Annotated in this window: 24 protein-coding genes; 14 read left to right on the top strand and 10 right to left on the bottom strand. The window is 39.9% G+C overall.

Features of this window, described 5'->3' with window-relative positions; translation table 11 throughout:
* The 11 genes from ACQK2H_RS17480 to ACQK2H_RS17530 all read left to right on the top strand — a co-directional run bounded on the left by ACQK2H_RS17480 (position 1) and on the right by ACQK2H_RS17530 (position 9780).
* Positions 1-669 (top strand): Ig-like domain-containing protein, encoded by a 669-nt coding sequence (locus ACQK2H_RS17480; RefSeq protein WP_425392669.1) that lies wholly within the window; start codon positions 1-3, stop codon positions 667-669.
* Positions 653-1534: a hypothetical protein gene (locus ACQK2H_RS17485; protein WP_425392670.1), complete on the top strand. Its 882-nt coding sequence runs from the start codon at positions 653-655 to the stop codon at positions 1532-1534. The genes ACQK2H_RS17480 and ACQK2H_RS17485 overlap by 17 nt, the downstream gene beginning before the upstream one ends.
* Before the next feature lie 42 nt (positions 1535-1576).
* Entirely contained in the window at positions 1577-1894 is a 318-nt protein-coding gene (locus ACQK2H_RS17490) for a TfoX/Sxy family protein (protein ID WP_425392671.1), read from the top strand.
* 77 nt (positions 1895-1971) lie between these two features.
* The gene (locus ACQK2H_RS17495) at positions 1972-3504 is read left to right on the top strand and encodes an alkaline phosphatase D family protein (RefSeq protein WP_425392672.1); all 1533 of its coding nucleotides are present in this window, start codon (positions 1972-1974) and stop codon (positions 3502-3504) included.
* A gap of 18 nt (positions 3505-3522) precedes the next feature.
* Positions 3523-4323, top strand: a complete 801-nt coding sequence (locus ACQK2H_RS17500; protein ID WP_425392673.1) for an AraC family transcriptional regulator — start codon at positions 3523-3525, stop codon at positions 4321-4323.
* A 59-nt stretch (positions 4324-4382) separates the two neighbouring features.
* Positions 4383-4826, top strand: coding sequence for a DUF6265 family protein (locus ACQK2H_RS17505; protein ID WP_425392674.1), 444 nt, complete (start codon positions 4383-4385; stop codon positions 4824-4826).
* Positions 4827-4987: 161 nt separating this feature from the next.
* Positions 4988-5680 carry a glycosyltransferase family 2 protein gene (locus ACQK2H_RS17510; protein WP_425392675.1) on the top strand — a complete coding sequence of 231 codons (693 nt, stop codon included), beginning with the start codon at positions 4988-4990 and terminating at the stop codon, positions 5678-5680.
* 2 nt (positions 5681-5682) lie between these two features.
* A complete protein-coding gene (locus tag ACQK2H_RS17515) occupies positions 5683-7140 on the top strand; it encodes a cellulose synthase family protein (protein WP_425392676.1) in 1458 nt (485 codons plus the stop codon).
* Between the two features lie 212 nt (positions 7141-7352).
* Complete coding sequence (locus tag ACQK2H_RS17520) at positions 7353-8594, top strand: hypothetical protein (protein WP_425392677.1); 1242 nt, start codon at positions 7353-7355, stop codon at positions 8592-8594.
* A gap of 34 nt (positions 8595-8628) precedes the next feature.
* Positions 8629-9120, top strand: coding sequence for a rhodanese-like domain-containing protein (locus ACQK2H_RS17525; RefSeq protein WP_425392678.1), 492 nt, complete (start codon positions 8629-8631; stop codon positions 9118-9120).
* Positions 9121-9153: 33 nt separating this feature from the next.
* Entirely contained in the window at positions 9154-9780 is a 627-nt protein-coding gene (locus ACQK2H_RS17530) for a TIGR04282 family arsenosugar biosynthesis glycosyltransferase (RefSeq protein ID WP_425393146.1), read from the top strand.
* Between the two features lie 388 nt (positions 9781-10168).
* Here ACQK2H_RS17530 and ACQK2H_RS17535 read toward each other — a convergent pair whose 3' ends face one another.
* The 5 genes from ACQK2H_RS17535 to ACQK2H_RS17555 all read right to left on the bottom strand — a co-directional run bounded on the left by ACQK2H_RS17535 (position 10169) and on the right by ACQK2H_RS17555 (position 16134).
* Positions 10169-11413, bottom strand: coding sequence for a hypothetical protein (locus tag ACQK2H_RS17535; protein WP_425392679.1), 1245 nt, complete (start codon positions 11411-11413; stop codon positions 10169-10171).
* Positions 11410-12261: a hypothetical protein gene (locus ACQK2H_RS17540; protein ID WP_425392680.1), complete on the bottom strand. Its 852-nt coding sequence runs from the start codon at positions 12259-12261 to the stop codon at positions 11410-11412. The genes ACQK2H_RS17535 and ACQK2H_RS17540 overlap by 4 nt, the downstream gene beginning before the upstream one ends.
* Before the next feature lie 71 nt (positions 12262-12332).
* On the bottom strand, positions 12333-15005 hold the full coding sequence (locus ACQK2H_RS17545; protein ID WP_425392681.1) for an ABC transporter permease: 2673 nt from the start codon (positions 15003-15005) through the stop codon (positions 12333-12335).
* On the bottom strand, positions 15002-15337 hold the full coding sequence (locus ACQK2H_RS17550; RefSeq protein ID WP_350206709.1) for a PadR family transcriptional regulator: 336 nt from the start codon (positions 15335-15337) through the stop codon (positions 15002-15004). Before ACQK2H_RS17550 ends, ACQK2H_RS17545 begins: the two co-directional genes overlap by 4 nt.
* Positions 15338-15453: 116 nt before the next feature.
* A complete protein-coding gene (locus tag ACQK2H_RS17555; protein ID WP_425392682.1) occupies positions 15454-16134 on the bottom strand; it encodes a Crp/Fnr family transcriptional regulator in 681 nt (226 codons plus the stop codon).
* A gap of 75 nt (positions 16135-16209) precedes the next feature.
* Between ACQK2H_RS17555 and ACQK2H_RS17560 the strand changes: the two genes are divergently transcribed.
* The 3 genes from ACQK2H_RS17560 to ACQK2H_RS17570 are packed head-to-tail and all read left to right on the top strand — an operon-like array spanning position 16210 to position 17808.
* Positions 16210-16743, top strand: coding sequence for a CopD family protein (locus ACQK2H_RS17560; protein ID WP_425392683.1), 534 nt, complete (start codon positions 16210-16212; stop codon positions 16741-16743).
* Positions 16743-17369, top strand: a complete 627-nt coding sequence (locus ACQK2H_RS17565) for an SCO family protein (protein ID WP_425392684.1) — start codon at positions 16743-16745, stop codon at positions 17367-17369. Before ACQK2H_RS17560 ends, ACQK2H_RS17565 begins: the two co-directional genes overlap by 1 nt.
* The gene (locus ACQK2H_RS17570; RefSeq protein ID WP_425392685.1) at positions 17359-17808 is read left to right on the top strand and encodes a c-type cytochrome; all 450 of its coding nucleotides are present in this window, start codon (positions 17359-17361) and stop codon (positions 17806-17808) included. The genes ACQK2H_RS17565 and ACQK2H_RS17570 overlap by 11 nt, the downstream gene beginning before the upstream one ends.
* Here the strand turns inward: ACQK2H_RS17570 and ACQK2H_RS17575 are convergent.
* Genes ACQK2H_RS17575 through ACQK2H_RS17595 form a run of 5 tightly spaced genes read right to left on the bottom strand, consistent with a single transcriptional unit; the run spans position 17805 to position 21044 of the window.
* Positions 17805-18209 (bottom strand): hypothetical protein, encoded by a 405-nt coding sequence (locus ACQK2H_RS17575; protein ID WP_425392686.1) that lies wholly within the window; start codon positions 18207-18209, stop codon positions 17805-17807. The two genes, ACQK2H_RS17570 and ACQK2H_RS17575, sit on opposite strands and share 4 nt — an antisense overlap.
* A gap of 3 nt (positions 18210-18212) precedes the next feature.
* Positions 18213-18650: a hypothetical protein gene (locus ACQK2H_RS17580; protein WP_425392687.1), complete on the bottom strand. Its 438-nt coding sequence runs from the start codon at positions 18648-18650 to the stop codon at positions 18213-18215.
* A gap of 2 nt (positions 18651-18652) precedes the next feature.
* Positions 18653-19897 carry an ABC transporter permease gene (locus ACQK2H_RS17585; RefSeq protein ID WP_425392688.1) on the bottom strand — a complete coding sequence of 415 codons (1245 nt, stop codon included), beginning with the start codon at positions 19895-19897 and terminating at the stop codon, positions 18653-18655.
* Positions 19894-20520, bottom strand: coding sequence for an ABC transporter ATP-binding protein (locus ACQK2H_RS17590; protein ID WP_425392689.1), 627 nt, complete (start codon positions 20518-20520; stop codon positions 19894-19896). Before ACQK2H_RS17590 ends, ACQK2H_RS17585 begins: the two co-directional genes overlap by 4 nt.
* Positions 20520-21044, bottom strand: coding sequence for a DinB family protein (locus ACQK2H_RS17595; protein ID WP_425392690.1), 525 nt, complete (start codon positions 21042-21044; stop codon positions 20520-20522). Before ACQK2H_RS17595 ends, ACQK2H_RS17590 begins: the two co-directional genes overlap by 1 nt.
* Positions 21045-21234 lie beyond the last annotated feature (190 nt).

Below are 21234 nucleotides of genomic sequence, written 5' to 3' on the forward strand. Positions count from 1 at the left end.
ATGAAGAAGATTATTCCCTTTGCCTTGATAGTAGCCGGATGTGTTGGTCAGGATGTTTTACTGGATGAGGTACCCCCAGAGGTTCGAATAACCAACCCAATCAGCACCATGGAGGTGAATACAAGCTATCAGTTTGAACACATGTTCCTGGATAATGTAGGAATGGAAACAGAACCATCATCTGTTTTGTGGACAACATCTGATATGTCGAAACTAACCATTGACAATACTGGCTTGGCACAGGCTTTAGACAATGGAATGGTGACAGTATCAGTTTTTGCCTCCACTGGAGAATTAGAAGCTGATACCTCTATTACATTTGAAATTACTGGTGACCCTACCATGATGTTGGAGGGTGATCGCTCCGGGACAATTGCAACAACAAGCAGCTATGTTTTGGAAGGGGATTTCGTTCTTTCTGAAGATGGAGAAGATCTGATCATTGATATCAATGAGAACTATAGAGCGGATGATAATCTACCTGGCCTGTATGTCTATTTAACAAATAATCCTAATTCCCCCAGTGGAGGGTATGAAATAGGGCCGGTGCAGGTTTTTTCCGGAGCTCATCAATATGTGATTCCTGAGGTAGACATCTTTGAATATGATTACCTATTCTACTATTGTAAACCATTTAAAGTCAAAGTTGGACATGGAGAAATTGAATAGTTTAAAAATCTTTTTGATTGCGCTGCTTGCTTTACCAATGCTCTCCTTTGCAGGGGGAGGATGGACAAAACCCAAAGGTGAAGCCTATTACAAAGTTTCGCAATGGTGGGTGGTTGCTGCAAAACATTACACGGGAACCGGAGGTACAGATCCTAATATTACTACCGGTATATTCAATAGCTCCATTTACGGAGAGTATGGAATCACAGATCGCATTACTGGTATTGTCTACTTCCCATTTTTCTCAAGAACTTATCGGAATGAACAAGTTTCAGGGACAAATGGAATGGTAACATCACCCGGAGAATCAGTGAACTCAATTGGTGATACCGACATAGCAATTAAGTATGGAATTAGTAAGCCGGGAAGCAAGTTCGTTTTTGCTGGCACGTTGTTATTTGGCCTACCCTTAGGAAATGATTCCGGGGGAAGCGATGGATCATTACAGACAGGCGATGGAGAATTCAATCAAATGATTCGTTTCGATTTAAGTAAGTCATTTTCAGTTGGAAAAATAAATGCCTATGCGAACATTTACAGTGGCTTTAACAACAGAACAAAAAACTTCTCCGATGAATTTAGAGCCGGTGGAGAAGTGGGAGGTGCTTTTCTAAACAACAAGCTTTGGGGCATTTTTAGAGTAGACATGGTCGAATCATTACAAAATGGATTAAGTTCCGCTGAGGGAAGCAGTGGGGCAACTATTTTCGCAAATAACACGGAATTTGTAGCTTATACTTATGAAGCAGCTTATTATGCTACTGAAAAACTAGGGTTCTCCGCATCTTATAGTGGAGCATTTAGCGCTAAGCTCATTTTTGCTGCTCCTTCATATTCTGTTGGAGTGTTTCTCGATTTAAAATAGCTGCCCATTAATTGGCTATCTTCTCGTCATAAATAAAAAAACATGGGACAAAAAGGAGATAAGCACACCAATGAAGCACAGCTTTCAGCTGAACTGATTATTAAGAAATTATCAGAGATAGGTGGAATTACTTCTAAGAAAATGTTTGGTGGTCATGGCATTTTCCATGATGAGAAAATGTTCGGAATGATTGATTCGAAAGGAAATCCTGCCCTTAAAGTTGATGAAGAATTGGAGAAAAAATACATTAAAATGGCAAGCACTAAACATGGAAAAATGCCTTACTATGCCGTTCCCAATGAAATTTTCAATTCCGATGAATTTATTGATTGGGCGAAAAAGTCCATTGCTATTGCCTAAGCGTTAATAATTGAATAACACTTAAGGTTAAGAATTTCATAAAGCTTCTTGATATCTTCGTGATAACGATTTTGCTTATGAAATATTTACACCTCATTGCTTTACTGTTCTTAATCTTCAACTGCAGTCAGCCGGTTGAATACCCTAAATTATCGGAAGACACCTCTCACTTAAGAGACAGCTCAATGGCTCCATTCTATCATGGAGTTGCATCGGGAGACCCTTTATATGATCGTGTGATTATTTGGACAAGGGTTACTCCGCAAGATTCTTTACCCAGTGTTGATGTTGTTTGGGAAATAGCAACTGATGACAGCTTTCAGGAAATTGTTAAAAATGGAACAATATCAACAAGCCCGGAAAGGGACTTTACAGTGAAAGTAGATGTGGATGGACTTGATGCAGGAACCGGCTATTTCTATCGGTTTCATGCGCTAGGTAAAAGCTCAATAATTGGTCGAACAAAAACAGCATCATTGACCCCAGAAGAAGTCCAGTTTGGTGTTGTTAGCTGCAGCAATTACGAATGGGGATACTTTAATGCATATGGCGCAATCGCAAAGGAAGAGTTGGATGCTGTCATTCATCTTGGTGACTACATTTATGAATATGCCCCTGGTGGATACGGAGACACTTCACTAAACAGGAAACACATTCCAGCAAAAGAGATTATTACGCTACATGATTATCGCTTGAGATACTCACAATATAGGCTTGACAAAGACTTAATTGCGGCTCACGCCAATCATCCATTCATTAATATCTGGGATGATCATGAGATCGCGAACAATTCCTACAAAGATGGCGCACAAAATCACCAGGAAAATGAAGGCAGCTATGAAGATCGTAAGAATATTGCCAGGCAAGTATTCTACGAATGGATACCTATTCGAGAGGAAGGTAAGCATTATAGAAAATTTGGATACGGCGATATGGTAGATCTCGTTATGCTGGACGAACGACTTGAGGGCAGAACTTTTATTGCGGATAGTTTAGGAGATCCTTCACTGGCTGACTCTTCAAGAACTATGTTGGGTAAGGAACAACGCAACTGGTTAATTGCTCAGCTTAGAAGTTCTGATGCACAATGGAAGGTGATCGGCAACCAGGTAATCTTTTCCTATCTAAACTGGGGTCATGAGTCTTTTAACATAAACCTGGACTCCTGGGATGGATATCCGATCGAGCAACAAATGATTGCAGATGTAATTCAGGAATTGGATAATGTAATCTTTATTACCGGAGACACACATACTGCCTGGGCTTTTGAGGCTACAAACAAACCGTTCGAAGTATACAATCAAAAAACCGGAGAAGGTGCTTTTGCTGTAGAATTTGGCACTACTTCTATCAACTCTGCGAATTCCAATGAACGATTCTCTGATAGCCTGGTATTCCTTCATGAACAGAAAATCATTAATTCAAGCGTCAATCCGCATTTAAAGTGGGGCAACATGAGAGATCATGGATATATGATCTTAAACTTAAATGCAGAAAAAGCTAGCGCCACCTGGAAGTTCATGGAAACATTGAGAGAACCGAATCTGGCTATAAAAGATACCAAAACTTTATATGTAAAGAGTGATGAAGTGAAACTAAGAGAATATTGATTTTAATGTTTGAACTTCATGCATTTCGAACGTTTTGAACCTTCTGACACCTTAAAAACCCTTGTAAAGGAATACTGGATCTATGAGGATGAAAATTCGACTCCAGTTGAACAAAAAATAATTCCAGACGGATTTAGTGAGATTATCATTCATTATGGAGATGCATACCTCATCAACTTGCATGGAGAATGGGAGTTACAATCCGGCATTCTTTTCTCTAGTCAGATTAGTAAATACTTCTTCCTGAAAAATTCAGGGAGTTCTAAAATGCTAGGAATTAAACTCTACCCTTCAGCATTTTATTCACTTTTTCAACAAAACATGAGTGCTACGGTGGACAAGGTTCTTCCTTTGGAACAAATTCTTTCACAAGACCTTTATGAGCTTCATGAAATCAAAAGGAATGATTCAGGTCCTAATAAGAAAATTTCTGTAGCGGAAGAGTGGCTAATTAAACAATTACCATTGCATAAACAGCAAATCAAAATTGATCAATGCATTGCAACCATTTTAGAGAAAAAAGGAATGATTGAAATTGAACATTTAGCAGACACATTGGGTCTTAGCACGCGCCAATTGGAACGATTATTTAAAAAAGTGATTGGGGTCACTCCAAAGTTCTATTGCCGGATTATTCGATTCAACTACATTTTTGAAGTGATGAAAGATCATAAAGATTCATGGATTAGAACCGCATTGCAATCCGGCTATTTTGATCAATCACATTTCATCAAAAACTTCAAGGAATTCACTGGAGAAGAGCCCTCGAACTATGGTTTTAATGAGAAAAACCTTGCTAATTCCTTTCTGAAAAAGTAGGTGTCGTTTTTTTACAATACCTCAATATTTCCCTGATCTATCATTGTTTCAAAAAAACCATGAAAAAGATCACTCTCACACTAACATTACTGATAATTGCTCAACTTTCACTTGCTCAATCACTCGAAGATTTCAAATGGCTTGTTGGAAAGTGGGAGCGTCACAATGTTAAGCCAGGCACATCTGCTTTTGAAATTTGGGGAAAGACAGGGGGCGAATTGACAGGCATGGGTGTCTCCATGAAAGGTACCGATACCACCTTTACTGAAAAACTAAAAATTATAAAGAAAGACGGAAGTATGTATTATGTTGCTGATGTGAGCTCGAATGCATCACCCACCTACTTTAAAATTATGTCCGTATCTACAAATGGATTCGTAAGTGAAAATCCACAGCATGATTTTCCCAAAAAAATTGAATATATACTTGAAGGAAATCGAATGACTGCAATCATTTCAGCTGGAGAACAAAAGATGGGATTTGTCTTTGAGAAGATTGAATAAGTTCAAATGCATTCGGAGCAGGATTTATGTCAGAATGATACAATTTTGACAAATGATTCATGTGTGCATAGATCTATAAAGAGAATCTATGCCTCTGTCATGACTAAGTCATTTTTAGTGCTCCCATAAACCTACCTTTGCGCTCACAATAGAAGTGCATCTTGAGTAAGCCAGACATACGTGTAATTATCCCTGCATTTAATGAGCAAAACGCCGTTGGATTAGTCATCGATGAAATTCCAAAAGAATGGGTGTCTGAGGTCATAGTAGTGGATAATGGCTCCACAGATGACACATTCGATCAAGCCAAAAACAGGGGAGCTACCGCCCTTAAGGAACCTAATCGTGGATATGGCAATGCCTGCCTGAAAGGAATGGCACATATAGCCTCCTCTCCCACTCAGCCGGATATTGTGGTGTTTCTCGACGGAGATCACTCGGATTATCCTGAACAGTTGACTGATCTGGTCAAACCTATTTTAGAAGAAAATGTTGATCTGGTAATAGGATCTAGGGCACTAGGCCAAAAAGAAAAAGGTAGTATGACCCCTCAGCAGGTATTTGGAAACTGGCTTGCAACCACCCTGATCAAAATTTTTTACAGAAAGAAGTACACGGATTTGGGTCCCTTTCGCGCCATTCGGTATGAGAGTTTACTAGCAATAAATATGAAGGATAGAACCTATGGGTGGACGGTAGAGATGCAATTAAAAGCAGCTAAACTAAATTTGCAGACGAAAGACATACCTGTGAACTACAGACAAAGAATCGGGGTTTCGAAAGTCAGCGGTACGATCAAAGGCACACTAGGTGCGGGCTATAAAATCATCTATACAATTTTTAAATACCTATAAGAATGGAGTGGTTGGTAATTACACTTTACGGACTCACCTTGATGATTATTTGCCTATTCAGCTTAGGCCAATTCAATCTAACCTGGCACTACCTGAAATCGCGGAAGCTTAGACAAGATGAACACCAGGAACTCAGCGAATACCCCTTTGTTACTGTTCAGCTTCCTGTATATAATGAAAAATATGTGGTGGAGCGCCTTATCGATGCAGTCTGCCAGATGCAATATCCAAAAGATAAACTTGAGATACAGGTATTGGATGATTCCTCAGACGAGACCATTCAGATCATAGCAAACAAAGTTCAAGAGCATGCTAAAACTGGCTGGAATATTCAGCATGTGAGGAGACCGGATCGAGTGGGTTATAAAGCAGGCGCACTTGCTTATGGCTTAGAGAAAGCTATAGGTGAGTACATCGCTATTTTTGATGCAGATTTTGTTCCAAACCCTGAATTCCTGATCCGTACCTTGCCAAAATTTAAGCATGAAAAAGTAGGCATGGTGCAGACCAAGTGGAGTCACCTGAATACAGACTATGGATGGCTAACAAAAATTCAGGCATTTTGGCTGGATGCACACTTCACTGTAGAGCAAAAGGGACGTGAACATGCAGGTAGTTTCATCAATTTTAATGGCACAGCCGGAGTGTGGCGAAAAGCATGCATTGAGGATGCTGGAGGCTGGCAATATGATACGATTACTGAAGATCTTGATTTGAGTTACCGAGCGCAGCTCAAAGGGTGGAAATTTGTTTATCGCGAAGAAATCGAATCACCGGCAGAACTTCCCGTGGTTATTCCTGCAGTAAAATCCCAGCAATACCGATGGAACAAAGGAGCAGCGGAAACTGCTCGCAAGACCTTAGGAAAAGTCTTAACTTCTAACATTGGATGGAAACATAAGGTAAGGGCGGTTTTGCATTTGCTAAACAGCTCGGTATTCTTGTTGCTTTTAATTGCTGCAGTTTTGAGCATCCCAATGCTTTACATCAAAGAATACAACCCGGATCTTGCACTGGTCTTTGATCTGGGAAGCATCTTCATTATTGGTTTTTTAGCTATGGGCTTTTTCTATTGGGTGGCGGCAAAAGCGACGCATCCGGAGTATACCTTTCGCTATTTCATTAAAAACTTTCCGGTCTTTCTGGCTTTCTCCATGGGAATGGCATTGCACAATTCCATCGCGGTAATTGAAGGATACTTAGGCATTAAAACGCCATTTGTTCGAACTCCTAAATTTAATGTGCAATCCAAAGGAGACTCCTGGAAAGGCAACATTTACCTAAAAAATGTCCTTACCCCGGTGACTCTTATGGAAGGCCTGTTATCTATATATTTTATTTACGGGATTTTCTCAGGGTTCAAATTGGAAGATTACGGCCTCATGCTTTTCCATGCCATGCTAGCCATTGGTTTCGCATACGTTTTTATCTTGTCGGTGAAACCGATAAACAATGCCTAACCTGAGTAAATTCAGGGACTAAATTTATTTTATTGAAGAAAATGTGTTTAATAAGTCTGAGAAGGATTTTTTAATGAACCATGAGAGTTAAATAAGTGAAAACAGGCTATTATACTTTTTTGGTAATCTTTCTATTGGCCATTTTCTCCATTGGCAGCTGGATTGAAAGGTACCAATCATTGCCATTGATTTTGGCATATACCAGTGCGTTTATGGCGTACATTTTTTTGCTTCAGCGGCAAGAAAATCAAAAATTGCTTTTCAACGCCGGTATCATTATTCGCGTGCTTTTATTCCTGAATTTACCTACCCTCTCTGACGACCTCTACCGATTTATTTGGGATGGTACATTATTAAAAAATGGCATTCATCCTTTCGCAGCACTACCCGAATACTATTTAGATAAAAACATAGGCGGAATATCAGAAGAGCTTTTCTCGGCGCTAAACTCACCCAATTATTTTACCATTTACCCGCCCCTCAACCAAGCTATATTTTGGTTAGGTGCAGTGATTGGCAATGGTGATTGGCTGGTTTCAGCCAATGTGATTCGATTGATTTTGTATGGAGCGGATGTTGGTTCCTTCTTCCTTTTGAAAGCCATTCTAAAAAGGAACGACAAATCGTCATTCCTGGCCTATTGGTATTGGCTTAACCCGCTGGTTATTCTTGAAGTTGTAGGAAATCTGCATTTTGAGGGATTAGTCATTTTCTTCCTATTATTAGGAATATATGCATTTCAGAAAGGAAAAAATATTGCATCAGCCATGGGATTTGGATTTGCAGTTGGAGCCAAGCTGCTCCCTCTGATTTATCTCCCCTTCCTCTTTTTGAAAGGCCTGAAAAATCGAACATGTTGGGTCTCCATCCTCGCAGGAGTCATTGCAATAGGTACACTACTTCCAATGTTGAGTCAATCGTTCGTAGCTGGGATGACTGAAAGTCTGGATCTTTATTTTCGTTCCTTTGAATTTAATGCCAGCATTTACTTCATTGCGCGACAGATTGGGTTTTTGATTTACGGGTACAATAACATAGCTGTAATTGGCCCACTTCTGTCCGTACTTTCGTTGCTGTCGATTCTTTCCATATCCATAGTAGGTTACTCCAAAAAATGGAGCCTTCCGAAGACATTCTTATTCGTATTGACCGCATACTTGCTATTCGCAACTACCATGCATCCCTGGTATATTTTACCATTGATTGCATTTGGAATACTGTCTGGTTATTGGTACCCAATCATATGGTCGTTCCTTATTTTTCTTACATATATCGGATATGATCAAAATGGATTTGAACTTCCAATGTATATCGTTGTTATCGAGTATGTGGTTGTTTTATCAACCATGATTATCGAATGTGGAAACACCCCTATAGTCCCCGCTTCCGCGGACGGCTCAAGGGGACATTCCACTAATAGCAACGAAGGGAAATCCCCCTTTGAAGGGGGATAGGATGTTATTTTTGTAAGTAAATGAAAATCAAAGCGTGAAAAAGTACCTTCCACCATTTATACTAATCATTATTTCCACTTTCACTTCATGTGGACAAAAGACGTTTGATGAAAAGATGCAAAGTCTGTATAAGAACACAGTCCCTTTGATCAAAGCGGATTCCTTAAAACCCAGACTTTCGGAAGTTATCATGTTAGATACCAGATCGGAGGAAGAGTATCAGGTGAGCCACATTCAGGGAGCGCGCTTTGTAGACTATGATGATTTTGAGATAGAGGAAGTCAGTGACATCCCAAAAGATCAAGAAATAATTGTCTACTGCTCAGTGGGATACAGAAGCGAAAGAGTAGGCGAAAAACTACAAAAGGCAGGATATTCCAATGTCAAGAATCTCTACGGAGGTATTTTTGGCTGGAAAAATGAGGGGTATAAGGTGTATGGACCCAAAAATCAACCTACTGATAGTGTCCATGCCTATAACAGATTGTGGGGCAAGTGGTTATACAAGGGAACTAAAGTTTACTAAGAAAGAGAGAAGTTTATGAGTGATAGTTTGTTAATGATATTCGTTAAGAACTTAATTCCGGGCATGGTAAAAACACGCCTGGCTGAGGATATTGGAATAGATAAAGCATTAGATGTATACCAGGAATTGGTTCATCACACCCATAAAATCACCAAAAAACTTGAAGTAGATAAATCTGTTTTTTATTCGGAATATGTGGAAATAGAAGACATCTGGGACAATGGTGATTTTAAACTCACCTCACAAAAAGGGTTTACACTTGGTGAGAAAATGTCAAATGCCTTTGATGAGGGATTTGATTCTTACAACAAAGTGATAATCATCGGTAGCGATTGCTATGATCTGTCTTCCAAGCATATCAAGCTCGCTTTTGAAATGTTGGAAGAAAACGATGTAGTAGTTGGACCGGCGAAAGATGGCGGATATTACCTGCTGGGCATGAGTGAATACTTTCCACAGCTCTTTCAGGACAAAGAATACAGCACAGATAAAGTGCTCAAAGAGCTTTTAGAGGAAGCTGAAGAGCTAGAGCTATCGGTATACAAACTACCTGTACTTAATGATATCGACACCCTGGAAGACCTGAAGGAAACAAACATCGACTGGACTAAGCTAGGTGCTGATGCTGAGGTGGATTCAGATGATGAGGGTGCTTATTAGCATTCTTTCTTATCATAATTGGCTTCAATCTCTGTTGCAATTTTTTAGCAATAAATATTGCAGAATTTTGATTGCAAACTTTTAGCAATGGAAGTGAATGAAGATCTCCGAAAAGCTCTGACTATTAAATAATTATGCTTATTGCATGATTTAGGTTCAATGCCGTTTAGCCCATGCGATGGGGTCGAATTAAAAAGAGACACTTGAAAACGACCGTAAACTTTTCAATATCAATAAGTTGCGGTTTTCAATGTATGTGAGTTAAGAAAAATTTTCAGCAAGTTGATCGTAACCCCTGACCCCTTAAGGGGAAATGACTTAAACCTGTAAGTCATCCCTTTAGGGACTGAGGGTAAGAAAGTCTTAACTAAACGGCATTGAATTTGGGTTAGAAATACTGCCCGATTCCAAGCACAAAACCATTGACGGCCGGTTCTTGAAGGTTGAAGCCATAGTCTATTCTGAGAATGGCATTGTAGAATTTCTTGTGAATAAAACGAAATCCTCCTCCGGCAAAAAGTACGAAGTTTTCATCATTAGAAAAGTCAGAAAAATCACCACCCGGATTCCTCCACGAACCGGAATCTGAGAAAATCACTCCCTGTATAGCAACATTGGCCCTTTCGATAAACGCATGCCTGTACTCGGCATTTAAAATGATGGCGCCCGTTCCCCTATCCACCCGATTGCCTACTCCACGGATGTTCAGGTAGCTATCCAGTACAAATGGCGCAAAAGGACTTTCCTGATTTCGACTTAAACCCAATCGCAGACGAGCAGCCAGGTTACCTTTTGCACCCATTCGAATAAACCTTTTTACATCATTGAAAACGATATAGAAATTAGGGTCTTCATCAAAGGAGTGAACAGATTCAATATTCAGCTGATTGTGCCATCCATCCAGGTAGAAGTAATGATAATCAATTCGGTTATGAATGAGAATTACTTTCGCCAGTGCTTTCTGTTTACTGACTTTCTCAGGAGCACCTTCAAACATTCCTTCAGTGAACTTCATGTAGTCTTCTGTAAAAAATGCTCCTCCTATTTGAATACGGTCGTTGAAATTTAAATGCCTGATGAGGTCCAGGCCAATTGTATAATTATCATACTCATACTCTACCGTGTGATTATCAAAAAAAAGTGGTTCAAGTGTTGACCATTTAATCAGATTGATATTCACCCCCCAATTGCTCTTGCGGATTCGATCAAACGTAAGGTGCGCTGCAAATGAACTTCGATCATAATATTGATAATAACTGGTGATTTTATTTCCTCTGCCTCCAAGGTTTACCTCCGATGCGCCTGCCTGAATCCAGAAATTTTCCTCAATTCCCCCAAAGCTAAAAATCGGTAAAAGTGTGTAGACTTCTTTGCATTGAAAAACTACTGCCACTCCCCCTCCTTCTTGCAAAACCGCAAAATCAACATCCGCAAACATTTCCAAATTTGCCAACCGCTGCTTGTTCATAAAAAGCAGGGTGGAATCGAGCCGATCGCCTGCTGAAATCGTCAGAAATTGTTCTACATAATCACTCTTTGTCTTCTTGAGTCCTTCAAAAGATATGGACTGAATGCGCTGACTGTAACAGCAGATAGATGTAAGAAATAGAAAAAAAAGACTTAAATGCTTCACTTTTGGCGTATCACTCGGATACCCAAATTTATCGTTTCTCCTGCACCTTTGAATTCACTACCATTCCAGAAGTTGGTATAAAGTGCCTCCAGTTCAATTAAGTTAGGAATCAACTGGTATTTGAGCCCCAGACCAGACTGTAAAAAGTAGGCAAAAAACGCCTCTGGTCGATCGCCTCCAAAATCATAGTGGGTAGGGAAATATTCTGTCATTCCATAGATGGTCCACCTGGAGGTAGGGAAATAGCTATAGAAAACACTGGTCTGTGTTTCCATAAAATTATTCTCTGCAGAGGTACTCTCTTTAGTCATTCGATACCAAAAAGCCTGCTGAAAGAAAAGCTGTGATTTTTCATTCAGGGGAAGATCAAAATAGATTTGATTCAACCAAAGGTTGGCATCCCATTCCAGAAAATACCTGGAACCATTTGCACCCTCAGGATCATCCACGGTGTTGAACAAAAAAGTACTTTGGATGGAAAGGCGAGGGATATTTTTGAATGGCGCAATCTTAATTTTTGGACCAATACCTGTAAGCCCGGAGGTGGTGCTAAAATTGTCTGCTGAATTATTAGATGCTTTTACCCAAACATCCAATCCAACATTTATCTGATCATTCAATCCATATAAAAATTGATTGATAGAGGTGAAAAAAGTTTCTCTCTGACCTGTGTCCACTTTCCCACCATCAGCATCAAACTGTTTGGTCTGCGTGTACAGGTTTTGGAATGTCTTGTATTCCCAATCACCTTTTTTGAAAAGAATGGATGGGGTATAATTCTGCAGATTGTTTTGACTGAAGCTTAGAAAGACAGTCAGCATAAAAAAGGGAAGGAGGGTGGCTCGCATATACGCTATTTTAATTCAGTATAAAGAAACGGCGAATCACCCTAAATCAAGGGTCAACTAGCAGACAATCCCTATTCGTAACGCAAGGAATCCACAGGGTTTGCATCAGAAGCCTTCCATATTTTCAGCCCTATTGACAATAAGGCAATGGCAATGGAGATGAAACCGCCAAGCCCATAAATCCACCAGGAAATGTTTGTTTTATAGGTGAAGTCTTCCATCCAGTTATTGATGAGAAAATAGGCCACCGGTATAGCGATTAAAAATGCTACCAGGATAAGCATTAAGAATTCTTTTGATAAAATCGTCCCAATATTTACGATGGATGCTCCAAGTACTTTTCGAATACCCACTTCCTTAGACTTCTGTAAAATGTTGTAGGAAATAAGCCCGAACAATCCTAAACAAGAAATCAAAATTGCTACAACAGTAGCCACTCCAGCCACTTTCGACGTGCGCTTTTCCGCTTCATAAAAGCTCTCTACCGTCTCATCCATAAACTTCACTTCAAGTGGATCATCAGGATACACTTGATTCCAGACATCCGTCAGTTTGTTAATGGTCATGTTTAAGTCCTTTGTAGGAACGGATAGACCAATACATTTTGAGTAATCTTCATCGTACGTATACATCAATGGCTCAATAGCCACATGAAGCGACTGAAAGTGGAAATCTTTAAGGATTCCCACCACTTCGTACACCCGATCACCATTGGATACCTGTGCTCCAATTGCAGCCTCCACATTCTCATATCCAAGCGTTTTAGCATACGTTTCATTGATCACCGTTTCAAGCTTCCCTTCCTTTTTTCTCACATTTCTGCCAGCTATTAGCTCAAGCTGGTACACATCGAAATAATGCTCATCTCCTTTCTTTTGGTGCACAGATTCTACAGACTCGGTTGAATCTTTATCATAAAACTTCATGGTAGAAGTAGACCACCCATTCCTTGCCGGTGGATTCTGATGTACGGTTACTTCCGGAATTTGAGGGATGCTTTTTATTTCGTTTACCAATACTTGCAGCTTTTCGATTTTATCAAGGGTAGGTGTTCTAAAATAGATAACACCGTCATCCTTAAAACCTAATTCTTTGTCCAGCATGTAAGATATCTGCCACACAATAGCCAGCGTGCAGATGACCAATAGCTGCGAAAAAACAAACTGCGAGGTAATCAACACTTTTCTTATGACCTGACTCCCTCCTGATTTTCCGGAAAACTTTATGGTCGATTTTAACGCCTGCACGGGAGAGTAAGAAGAAGCAACAAATGCCGGGTATAGACCTGCCAGGGATCCCACAATCACTACCAAGCTAAAGAGGTAGAACCAAAATAATGGATTGGACCACTCGATTGAAAAACCATCAGGCACAAGCTCAGAGAAAAGGGTTACTCCGTAATATGAAATTGGAAGTGAGACCAGTGCAGCTAAAAAGGTCACCAAAATGCTTTCGGTCAAAAACCTCGCAATTAAAGATGGCTTAGAGACACCCAGTGATTTCCTGAGTCCTACCTCCTTTGATTTATTAATGGCCTGGGCTGTTTCTAAATTGATGAAATTAAAAATTGCTATGGAAAGCAAAGCGATAGCCACGGCTAACAGGATGTTTAGTGTCTTTAAATCTGTAGGAGCACCGGAATGATCAAAAATTCCAACATCTAAGCTGTAATGGATCTCATCTAAAGGCTGAATAATTAACTCGGTATGCCATGTTTCGCTATCTGATTCGTGCTCAGACATTTCCCTATTCAAGTCATCATTCATTGCTGCTATTTGAGACTGGGTAACATTGTCGTGCAACTTTACAAAGACCTGCCAGGCACTGTTAACACTTGTCCATTCATCTTTTGGGTATTGATCTTTAACCCATGTGGTGTAAATGGTGCTGAAAGAAATGAGGTCTGTAAAATCAAAATCAGTTCTTTCGGATTTCAGTAAGACAACTCCTGAAACAGTGACATTAAGCGAATCTCGATAGACCACCTCTCTCCCAATCATATCAAGAGGTGATATTTTTCCGAAATACTTTTCCCCTTGCTCTTGGGTAAGTACAAGCTTGTTTGGTTTATCAAGGGATGTTTTTGGTGTGCCTGCCAGCCAATCATATTGATCGATCACATTAAAATATCGCTCATCGACAAATGCTATTCCATTATTCAGATCAAATTTCTTAACCCTACTATCGACCCCTTCTGCTTTTACCTTTGCCTGGAAAGTATAAACCCGGGCAAGCGACTCGATAATGCTGGCGTTTTCCTCTAAATAGTCGGGTATAGGAATGGCTACTGCCGGATTCGTGCCTGAAAAAGCTCCACCAAACGCTGTATGTATTCGGTATATTTTATCTCTATCAGGAAGATGCTTGTTGAAGCTTAGTTCGTATGAAACAAGGCTATAAATCGCCACAAACCCGCCAATACCAATAGCTAGGCCAATCACATTGATGGCCGTAGTGGTTTTCCTTCGAATGATATTTCTCCATGCAATCTTGATGTTGTGCGACAGAGAAGCAATTGAGAGTAGTTGTCCTTGATTATCCATTTTTGTCCTTTTCAGTGCGAATGATCTAAAACTTCGGATGACCAACCACCAATAAAAAAGCGATGCAAATCGCGTCCCCTTTTCTGCGATCCTCTCCTGAAAAACTTCATAGAGGTCTCCTTCCAATTCTTCTAAGCGTTCTTCGCTACAGTAGGAGCGAAATAGTTTCAATGGAAGCTTAGGTGGCTGAATTCCTTTCATCTTAAATGTTCAAATGCGATCTCTGGAATTTGATTTCTCATTCTGTTGCGAAGCTCATTGGCTTTTTCCAGCGCCTCTTTCCCGGCTTGCGAGATCGTAAATATGCGCTTGCGCTTGCCTCCTCTTTCGCTTGACATTTCACCCATCCTGGAATCTAATAGTCCCTTTTCTTCAAGACGATAAACAGCAGCATGCACAGAACTGATGCTTACCTTTCGATCCGTTTGCCTATTTAGCTCCTGCTGAATGGCGACACTATACGCATTATCATAGAGGATACCGACAGTCAGCAATACAAGCTCCTCAAACTCTCCTAAATTCGTTCCTTTCATAATCCTTTTCGAACATTAATTTCGTAAATGTAAGTAAAATTAAATAGTTAATTTCGTATTTGTAAGTTTTATACTAAAAAAGAAAGAGAAGGTTGCGTTCTTCTCTTTTTTATTTTTCAAGATAACTTCTCCAAATCCCTAATCAGGATTCTTCGCCTGTCAAATGTGATGAGATTCTTGTCTCGCAGTTCATTCATGACAGTAGTCACTGTCTGTCGAGATGTTCCGGTGAGGCTGGCAATGTCTTTATGAGTGAGGTGATTTTTGATCATTGTTTCAAATCCTACTTTCTGACCTTTCTCCTGAGCCATTTCTTTGAGAAACTCCACAATGCGCGTTCTTGCATCTTTAAATACGAGTGATTCAATTTTACGCTCCATTTTTCTTAAACGGAACCCTACAATTTTCAAAATCTTAAAGCTGAGTTCTTTATTATCAACCATTAAGTTTTGGAGATCTTCAATCATCATTGCACAAACGCGCGTGTCATTATCCATGGCTTGAGCAAAATCCTGTCTTTTTTCTTCGCCTGCTAAGGCCATTTCACCAAACAATTCTCCTTTCGTGAGGATGGCTTTAACAATCTCTTTCCCATCGGGACCATAAGTACCTATTTTCACACGACCATTAGAGACCATGTAAATATTTTCGGAAGATTGATCTTTGAAATAGACAAATTCATCCTTTTTATAAACCCCTGGTGTGTGCTTATCTTCCATTGTCGGGGTTTTGGATGGACACAGCACCTTAAACAGGTCCACATCTTCAAAATACCATAGATTTCTTTCGGCGCTCATGAATGGGTATCAGGTTTTAAAGCAAATTTGTAAACAACACTGATCAACAACAATTATAATTAAAAAGCTCCCTTGATGGACTATTTATATCTGAAAGCTCTTCATATCATATTCGTAATTACCTGGTTCGCCGGATTGTTTTATATCGTTCGCTTATTTATTTATCATACGGAAGCATTGGAAAAGGGAGAGCCGGATCGCACCATTCTTTCTGATCAGCTCGCCTTAATGAGCAAGAAGCTGTGGTTCATCATTACCTGGCCTTCAGCAGTAATAACAGTAATTCTTGGAACTTCATTGCTTATTTCACAGCCATCATGGCTGAAAATGCCCTTTATGCATGTTAAACTCGGTTTCGTTGTACTGCTTATTCTTTACCATCTTGGCTGTCATATGATTTTCAAACAGCTTCAAAAAGGTATAGCTAAGTATACCTCTACACAACTACGCGTATTTAATGAAGTAGCTACCCTCATTTTATTTGCAGTCGTGTTCTTAATTGTCCTAAAAATTGAAATCAGTTGGATCTATGGTACCATGGGACTTATTAGCTTCGCAATTGTGTTAATGGTAGCGATCAAAATTTATAAACGATTTAGAAATAAATGATGAAAAACCTCATTCTAACCGTCGTATCTTTTTTCATTTTGGCAGCCTGCACACAGCAGTCAGGAAGTGAACGACTCCCAATTCTTGGCAATAAAGTGTTTGAAGAAAACGATACCATTTATCATACCATAGCGGATTTCAAACTGGTGGATCAGGATAGTAGTATTGTTACAAACGATACATTTGATAACAAAATCTATGTGGCAGATTTCTTTTTCACCTCTTGCCCAACCATCTGCCCAACCATGAAAGCACAGATGCTCAGAGTTTATGAATCATATGAAAATAATGATCAGGTCGCGATTCTTTCCCACACAATAGATCCTACGTATGATTCAGTGGCACTTTTAAAAGACTATGCTGAACGATTAGGTGTAAAATCAGATAAGTGGAAGTTTGTGACCGGCAATCAGGATTCAATTTATGATTTAGCTGAAGGAAGTTATATGTCAATCGTGGATGAAGATTCAGATGCTCCCGGTGGCTACATTCATTCCGGTGCATTTTTACTGGTGGACAAACAACGTCGAATACGTGGTGTATATGATGGGACCGTGCCAGAGCAGGTAGATGTATTAATTAATGATATTGAAAAACTATTGAATGAATATTCATATGAAAAATAAAGTATTGATCGGCATTTTTACCCTTCTGCTTTTTGCTTGCGGAAGCGGAGAAGAAAAAAAGGAAGAAAAAGAATCGATGAATTCCAGAGACGAAATCCGCCTGAAGCAGTATCAAGTGCAGGGGGCAAAAGTATATGCCACCTACTGTGCTAATTGCCACCAACAAGATGGAAAAGGCCTGGCATCATTGTACCCACCCCTGGCAGGGGCTGACTACTTATTGGAAAATCTACCTAGAGCTGCCTGCATTATCAAAAATGGCCAGAGCAAAGAGATTGTGGTGAATGGTGTAACCTACAATCAGATGATGCCTGGTAACCCTATTACAAACCTCGAGGTAGCTGAAGTGCTAACCTATATTGGCAATGCCTGGGGCAATGAGGCAGGATTGGTTGGTGTGAAAGATGTAGATAAGTGGTTGGAGGAATGTGAGGATTAGTTTTCCAGAATCTCCTGTCCTTTAGCAAGAGACCCATTCATTTGCTCCTTCACTTCCTGAATAGCTTTCTTCTGATCTTCCAGGTACTGCTTGATCTCCTCATCTGTACCTTCAAATTCAGGTTCATAGGCACGCATCCATTGCATCATACTTTCATTAGCGTCTGCAATTTCATCTGCCACAGTTGTCAGCATAGCAGCTCTATCAGGATTTGACTCCATCAGCGAATCTGCCTGAAGTAGCAAGTCTTTTCTAGCTCTTCTTAGTTCACCCATCTTTGGCATTACCTCATCATGGATGGCCATCACCTCATCTTTAAGTGAGGAAAGCTCTTCTTTATCACCTGAGGAAGCACATGAGAATAGTAAAACAAAAGGGATAAGTAGGAATAGGTATTTCATTTATTAGTCAATTTTTACTTCAGCGTCTTTCAAAATATACATGAGCTGATCATAGTCCGTATCGTTCAACTCCAGCCTTCCGGTCACCGTCACAGGCTTTGCTGTATACTTCACTTCCTCTTTCAAATATGCTTCAGCGACCGTTTCGGGTCCACTCCCACCGCAAAAGAAACATGCAGCTATCGGCAAGGAAGAAATGATGATATGTTTTGGTTCAAACATGCCCTCAAATGGAATAATGAATCCTTTCAAGGAAACCTTCTTGCCATTCATTTTCTGAACTTCATCCCCAAACTTAGGAACATATATTTCGCCATATTCATCTTGTGATTTTTCGTACTTCACATCGGCCAGCGTCTCCCAGTTTTCACTGGAATTATCAAATTGTGCGTTTGCACAAATGGAAATTAGCACTGCTATTAAAAAAAATATTTGCTTCATAATTATGCTTTTGAAAGCGTTTCAGAAATATCAGACTTATACGCAAGAAATGCCGGAATGATTGAGGCAAAAATACCTACAGAGAGACTTCCCAGCATTACTTTGTATTCATCATTCACAAAAAACATTCCACTCGTCTGAATTTGTTCCATTGAATCAGCAAGAATGGCAAAACCAAGATGAGCCAACCCAAAACCAAAGGCACTTCCTATCAATGTCAGCACAATTCCTTCAGTCAAAATGAGCATAAATATTTTCATTTGACTAGCTCCCATAGATCGCATGATAGCTAATTCATATTTCCGCTCCTTCAAAGAATTGATCAACGCAATGAAAACACTTGTTGCACTCAAAATGATGATGACTAGCCCCAATACATTTACAACATCCACTCCAACACCAATGATATTGAACAAACGTGCCGTCTCGTAAGGAGGTGAAGCGGCCTGTAGGTTGCTCGTGCCATTTACAATTCGGGGAAGCTGCACTGCGGCCATAGGTGAGCGATACTTAATAAGAAGTGAAGTAATATCTTCGTTTTCGAGTTGCTCTTTGGTCACCTCCAACCCAAGTCTATCCAGAGAAACAATCTCATGATGATCTCCTCCTTCCTCGTGTTCATGTTCTTCATGACCTCCATGCACTTCCCATACGCTATGCACAGAAACAAGTATTAATTGATCAAGGGCGGATCCTGACGGCTCCATAATTCCCACAACCTTAAAAGGGTGCTCTTCATGACCTCCGGCTCCCTCAGACAAGCCATGCGCACTTTCCAGCTGATCTCCAATTTTTATTCCAAGGTTTTTTGCTACAGCAGCACCAACTGTGGCTGTCATCTCCTCCGCAAACCATTCGCCGCTTGCAAGTGATGCATTATACAATGCTGCATAAGCATGTGTGGTTCCAACGATTCTGTACCCCTGATAGCTATCGCCCAAAGACATTGGAATAGCTGAAGAAACCAGTCTGTTTCTTGTGAGATTATTGGCATCCTGAAGAGAAATATTTCCGGTAGGAAAGTCAATGTGAAAAATACTCGCCAGGATGATTTGAAGCGGACTTCCTTTTGCTCCTACCACCAGGTCTATTCCTTGGGCATTCTTATTGATCTCATTTTTCAAAAAAGAACTAGTCAATAAAATGGACACAATAATTGCTACACCAAAACCAAACAATAACACGCTCAAAAGTGAGCTTAACGGCTTTGCAAATACGTTTTTTATACTTAGTGAAAAAAGATTCATAAAGTCAGCTGGTTTTTAAATTCATTCTTTACTCTATGATCATGCGTAGCTACTATGAGTGTTGCACCTGTTTCTTCTGCCTGAGCTTTTAGTAAGCCAACTACTTTTTGACAATTTTCATCATCCAGACTGGCTGTAGGCTCATCTGCCAACAAAAGCTTGGGGTTATTGATGACCGCCCTGGCGATCGAAACCCGCTGAGCTTGTCCCTGACTGATCTGATGAATTTTTCTATTTGCAAGCTCTTTTATACTCAACCTTTCCAGAACAGCTTCAGCTCGCTTTCCATCCGTCCTTTTCCTTCCCAGATATTGAGACAATATGAGGTTTTCCTTCACTGTCAACGACTTTACCAGATGTGGCTTTTGAAAAACAATACCAATATTTTCACCTCTAAATCGATCCAGTCGGGTATTTGATTTTTCAGACAGTTTTTCTCCTGCTACTTCCAATTCGCCCTCTTTCGGTGGCATTAAGCCTCCAATCAAATGCAGTAACGTTGTTTTTCCACATCCTGAATTACCTAAAATAATCCCATGATTTCCTTCCTCCACCTCCCAATCGGGATAACTGATCAACGCCTCCCCATCATAGGTGTGTTTTAGCCCTCTAATTTTTAACATTAAACTCCAAGTTGTTTTTTTATTCGATTGATTTGATGCATGTGGTGAATTTGATGGTAAATGAAAGAATCCACCGCATTGTTCAAGTTTTGCCTGCCACCCATTGGGTGCTTATACACCAATTTATTCATCCATTTATCCGGATACTCCTCTACAAACCCTTGGATAGCCGCTCTGGTTTCCATCCACTTTGACTTCATTTCCTCTAAGGGATATGATAGAGGATTAGAAATGTAAGAGGGTGCTTTCCATTTAAGAGAACTTTTAAGTGCCTGATTGGTCATCCACATTCGAAGCGAATTACCAACCCCTGAATTCTTCATTTTATCTCCGGCCTGCACTTTCTTTTTCATGTACTTCAAGGAAGCTGTTTCTGCATCATTAAGGTGGGATAAAACCTGAATAATGCTCCAACCATTACTGGCATCCTCCAACTTTTCAGGTGAAAGCTGTTCGATTTGCTGAAATATTTTTTCAGTATCTGCATTGAGTCTCTGGAGCTTCTTATTGATCTTTTTTTTCACCACAATACATTTTTTGCTAAGAAATATAAAAAAAGTTATCTTCGTTCCTGTAAATCAGCCTTTTATAAAGGTATAACCCACCAAAAAAGACCCTAATTATAGGGCAGGTACTTAAAGAGGTACCAAATTATAAAAGTATTGATCAACAATCGTGATGAATTCACGGCTCGTGTCAATACTAAAAACTACT

Source organism: Ekhidna sp., assembly GCF_965228795.1.
Taxonomy (GTDB): domain Bacteria; phylum Bacteroidota; class Bacteroidia; order Cytophagales; family Cyclobacteriaceae; genus Ekhidna.

Coding starts and splice junctions, on each gene's coding strand:
- ACQK2H_RS17480 (WP_425392669.1), top strand. CDS start 1: ATGAAGAAGATTATTCCCTTTGCCTTGATAGTAGCCGGATGTGTTGGT.
- ACQK2H_RS17485 (WP_425392670.1), top strand. CDS start 653: ATGGAGAAATTGAATAGTTTAAAAATCTTTTTGATTGCGCTGCTTGCT.
- ACQK2H_RS17490 (WP_425392671.1), top strand. CDS start 1,577: ATGGGACAAAAAGGAGATAAGCACACCAATGAAGCACAGCTTTCAGCT.
- ACQK2H_RS17495 (WP_425392672.1), top strand. CDS start 1,972: ATGAAATATTTACACCTCATTGCTTTACTGTTCTTAATCTTCAACTGC.
- ACQK2H_RS17500 (WP_425392673.1), top strand. CDS start 3,523: ATGCATTTCGAACGTTTTGAACCTTCTGACACCTTAAAAACCCTTGTA.
- ACQK2H_RS17505 (WP_425392674.1), top strand. CDS start 4,383: ATGAAAAAGATCACTCTCACACTAACATTACTGATAATTGCTCAACTT.
- ACQK2H_RS17515 (WP_425392676.1), top strand. CDS start 5,683: ATGGAGTGGTTGGTAATTACACTTTACGGACTCACCTTGATGATTATT.
- ACQK2H_RS17520 (WP_425392677.1), top strand. CDS start 7,353: ATGGCGTACATTTTTTTGCTTCAGCGGCAAGAAAATCAAAAATTGCTT.
- ACQK2H_RS17530 (WP_425393146.1), top strand. CDS start 9,154: ATGATATTCGTTAAGAACTTAATTCCGGGCATGGTAAAAACACGCCTG.
- ACQK2H_RS17540 (WP_425392680.1), bottom strand. CDS start 12,261: ATGCGAGCCACCCTCCTTCCCTTTTTTATGCTGACTGTCTTTCTAAGC.
- ACQK2H_RS17545 (WP_425392681.1), bottom strand. CDS start 15,005: ATGAAAGGAATTCAGCCACCTAAGCTTCCATTGAAACTATTTCGCTCC.
- ACQK2H_RS17550 (WP_350206709.1), bottom strand. CDS start 15,337: ATGAAAGGAACGAATTTAGGAGAGTTTGAGGAGCTTGTATTGCTGACT.
- ACQK2H_RS17555 (WP_425392682.1), bottom strand. CDS start 16,134: ATGAGCGCCGAAAGAAATCTATGGTATTTTGAAGATGTGGACCTGTTT.
- ACQK2H_RS17560 (WP_425392683.1), top strand. CDS start 16,210: ATGGACTATTTATATCTGAAAGCTCTTCATATCATATTCGTAATTACC.
- ACQK2H_RS17565 (WP_425392684.1), top strand. CDS start 16,743: ATGAAAAACCTCATTCTAACCGTCGTATCTTTTTTCATTTTGGCAGCC.
- ACQK2H_RS17570 (WP_425392685.1), top strand. CDS start 17,359: ATGAAAAATAAAGTATTGATCGGCATTTTTACCCTTCTGCTTTTTGCT.
- ACQK2H_RS17575 (WP_425392686.1), bottom strand. CDS start 18,209: ATGAAATACCTATTCCTACTTATCCCTTTTGTTTTACTATTCTCATGT.
- ACQK2H_RS17580 (WP_425392687.1), bottom strand. CDS start 18,650: ATGAAGCAAATATTTTTTTTAATAGCAGTGCTAATTTCCATTTGTGCA.
- ACQK2H_RS17585 (WP_425392688.1), bottom strand. CDS start 19,897: ATGAATCTTTTTTCACTAAGTATAAAAAACGTATTTGCAAAGCCGTTA.
- ACQK2H_RS17590 (WP_425392689.1), bottom strand. CDS start 20,520: ATGTTAAAAATTAGAGGGCTAAAACACACCTATGATGGGGAGGCGTTG.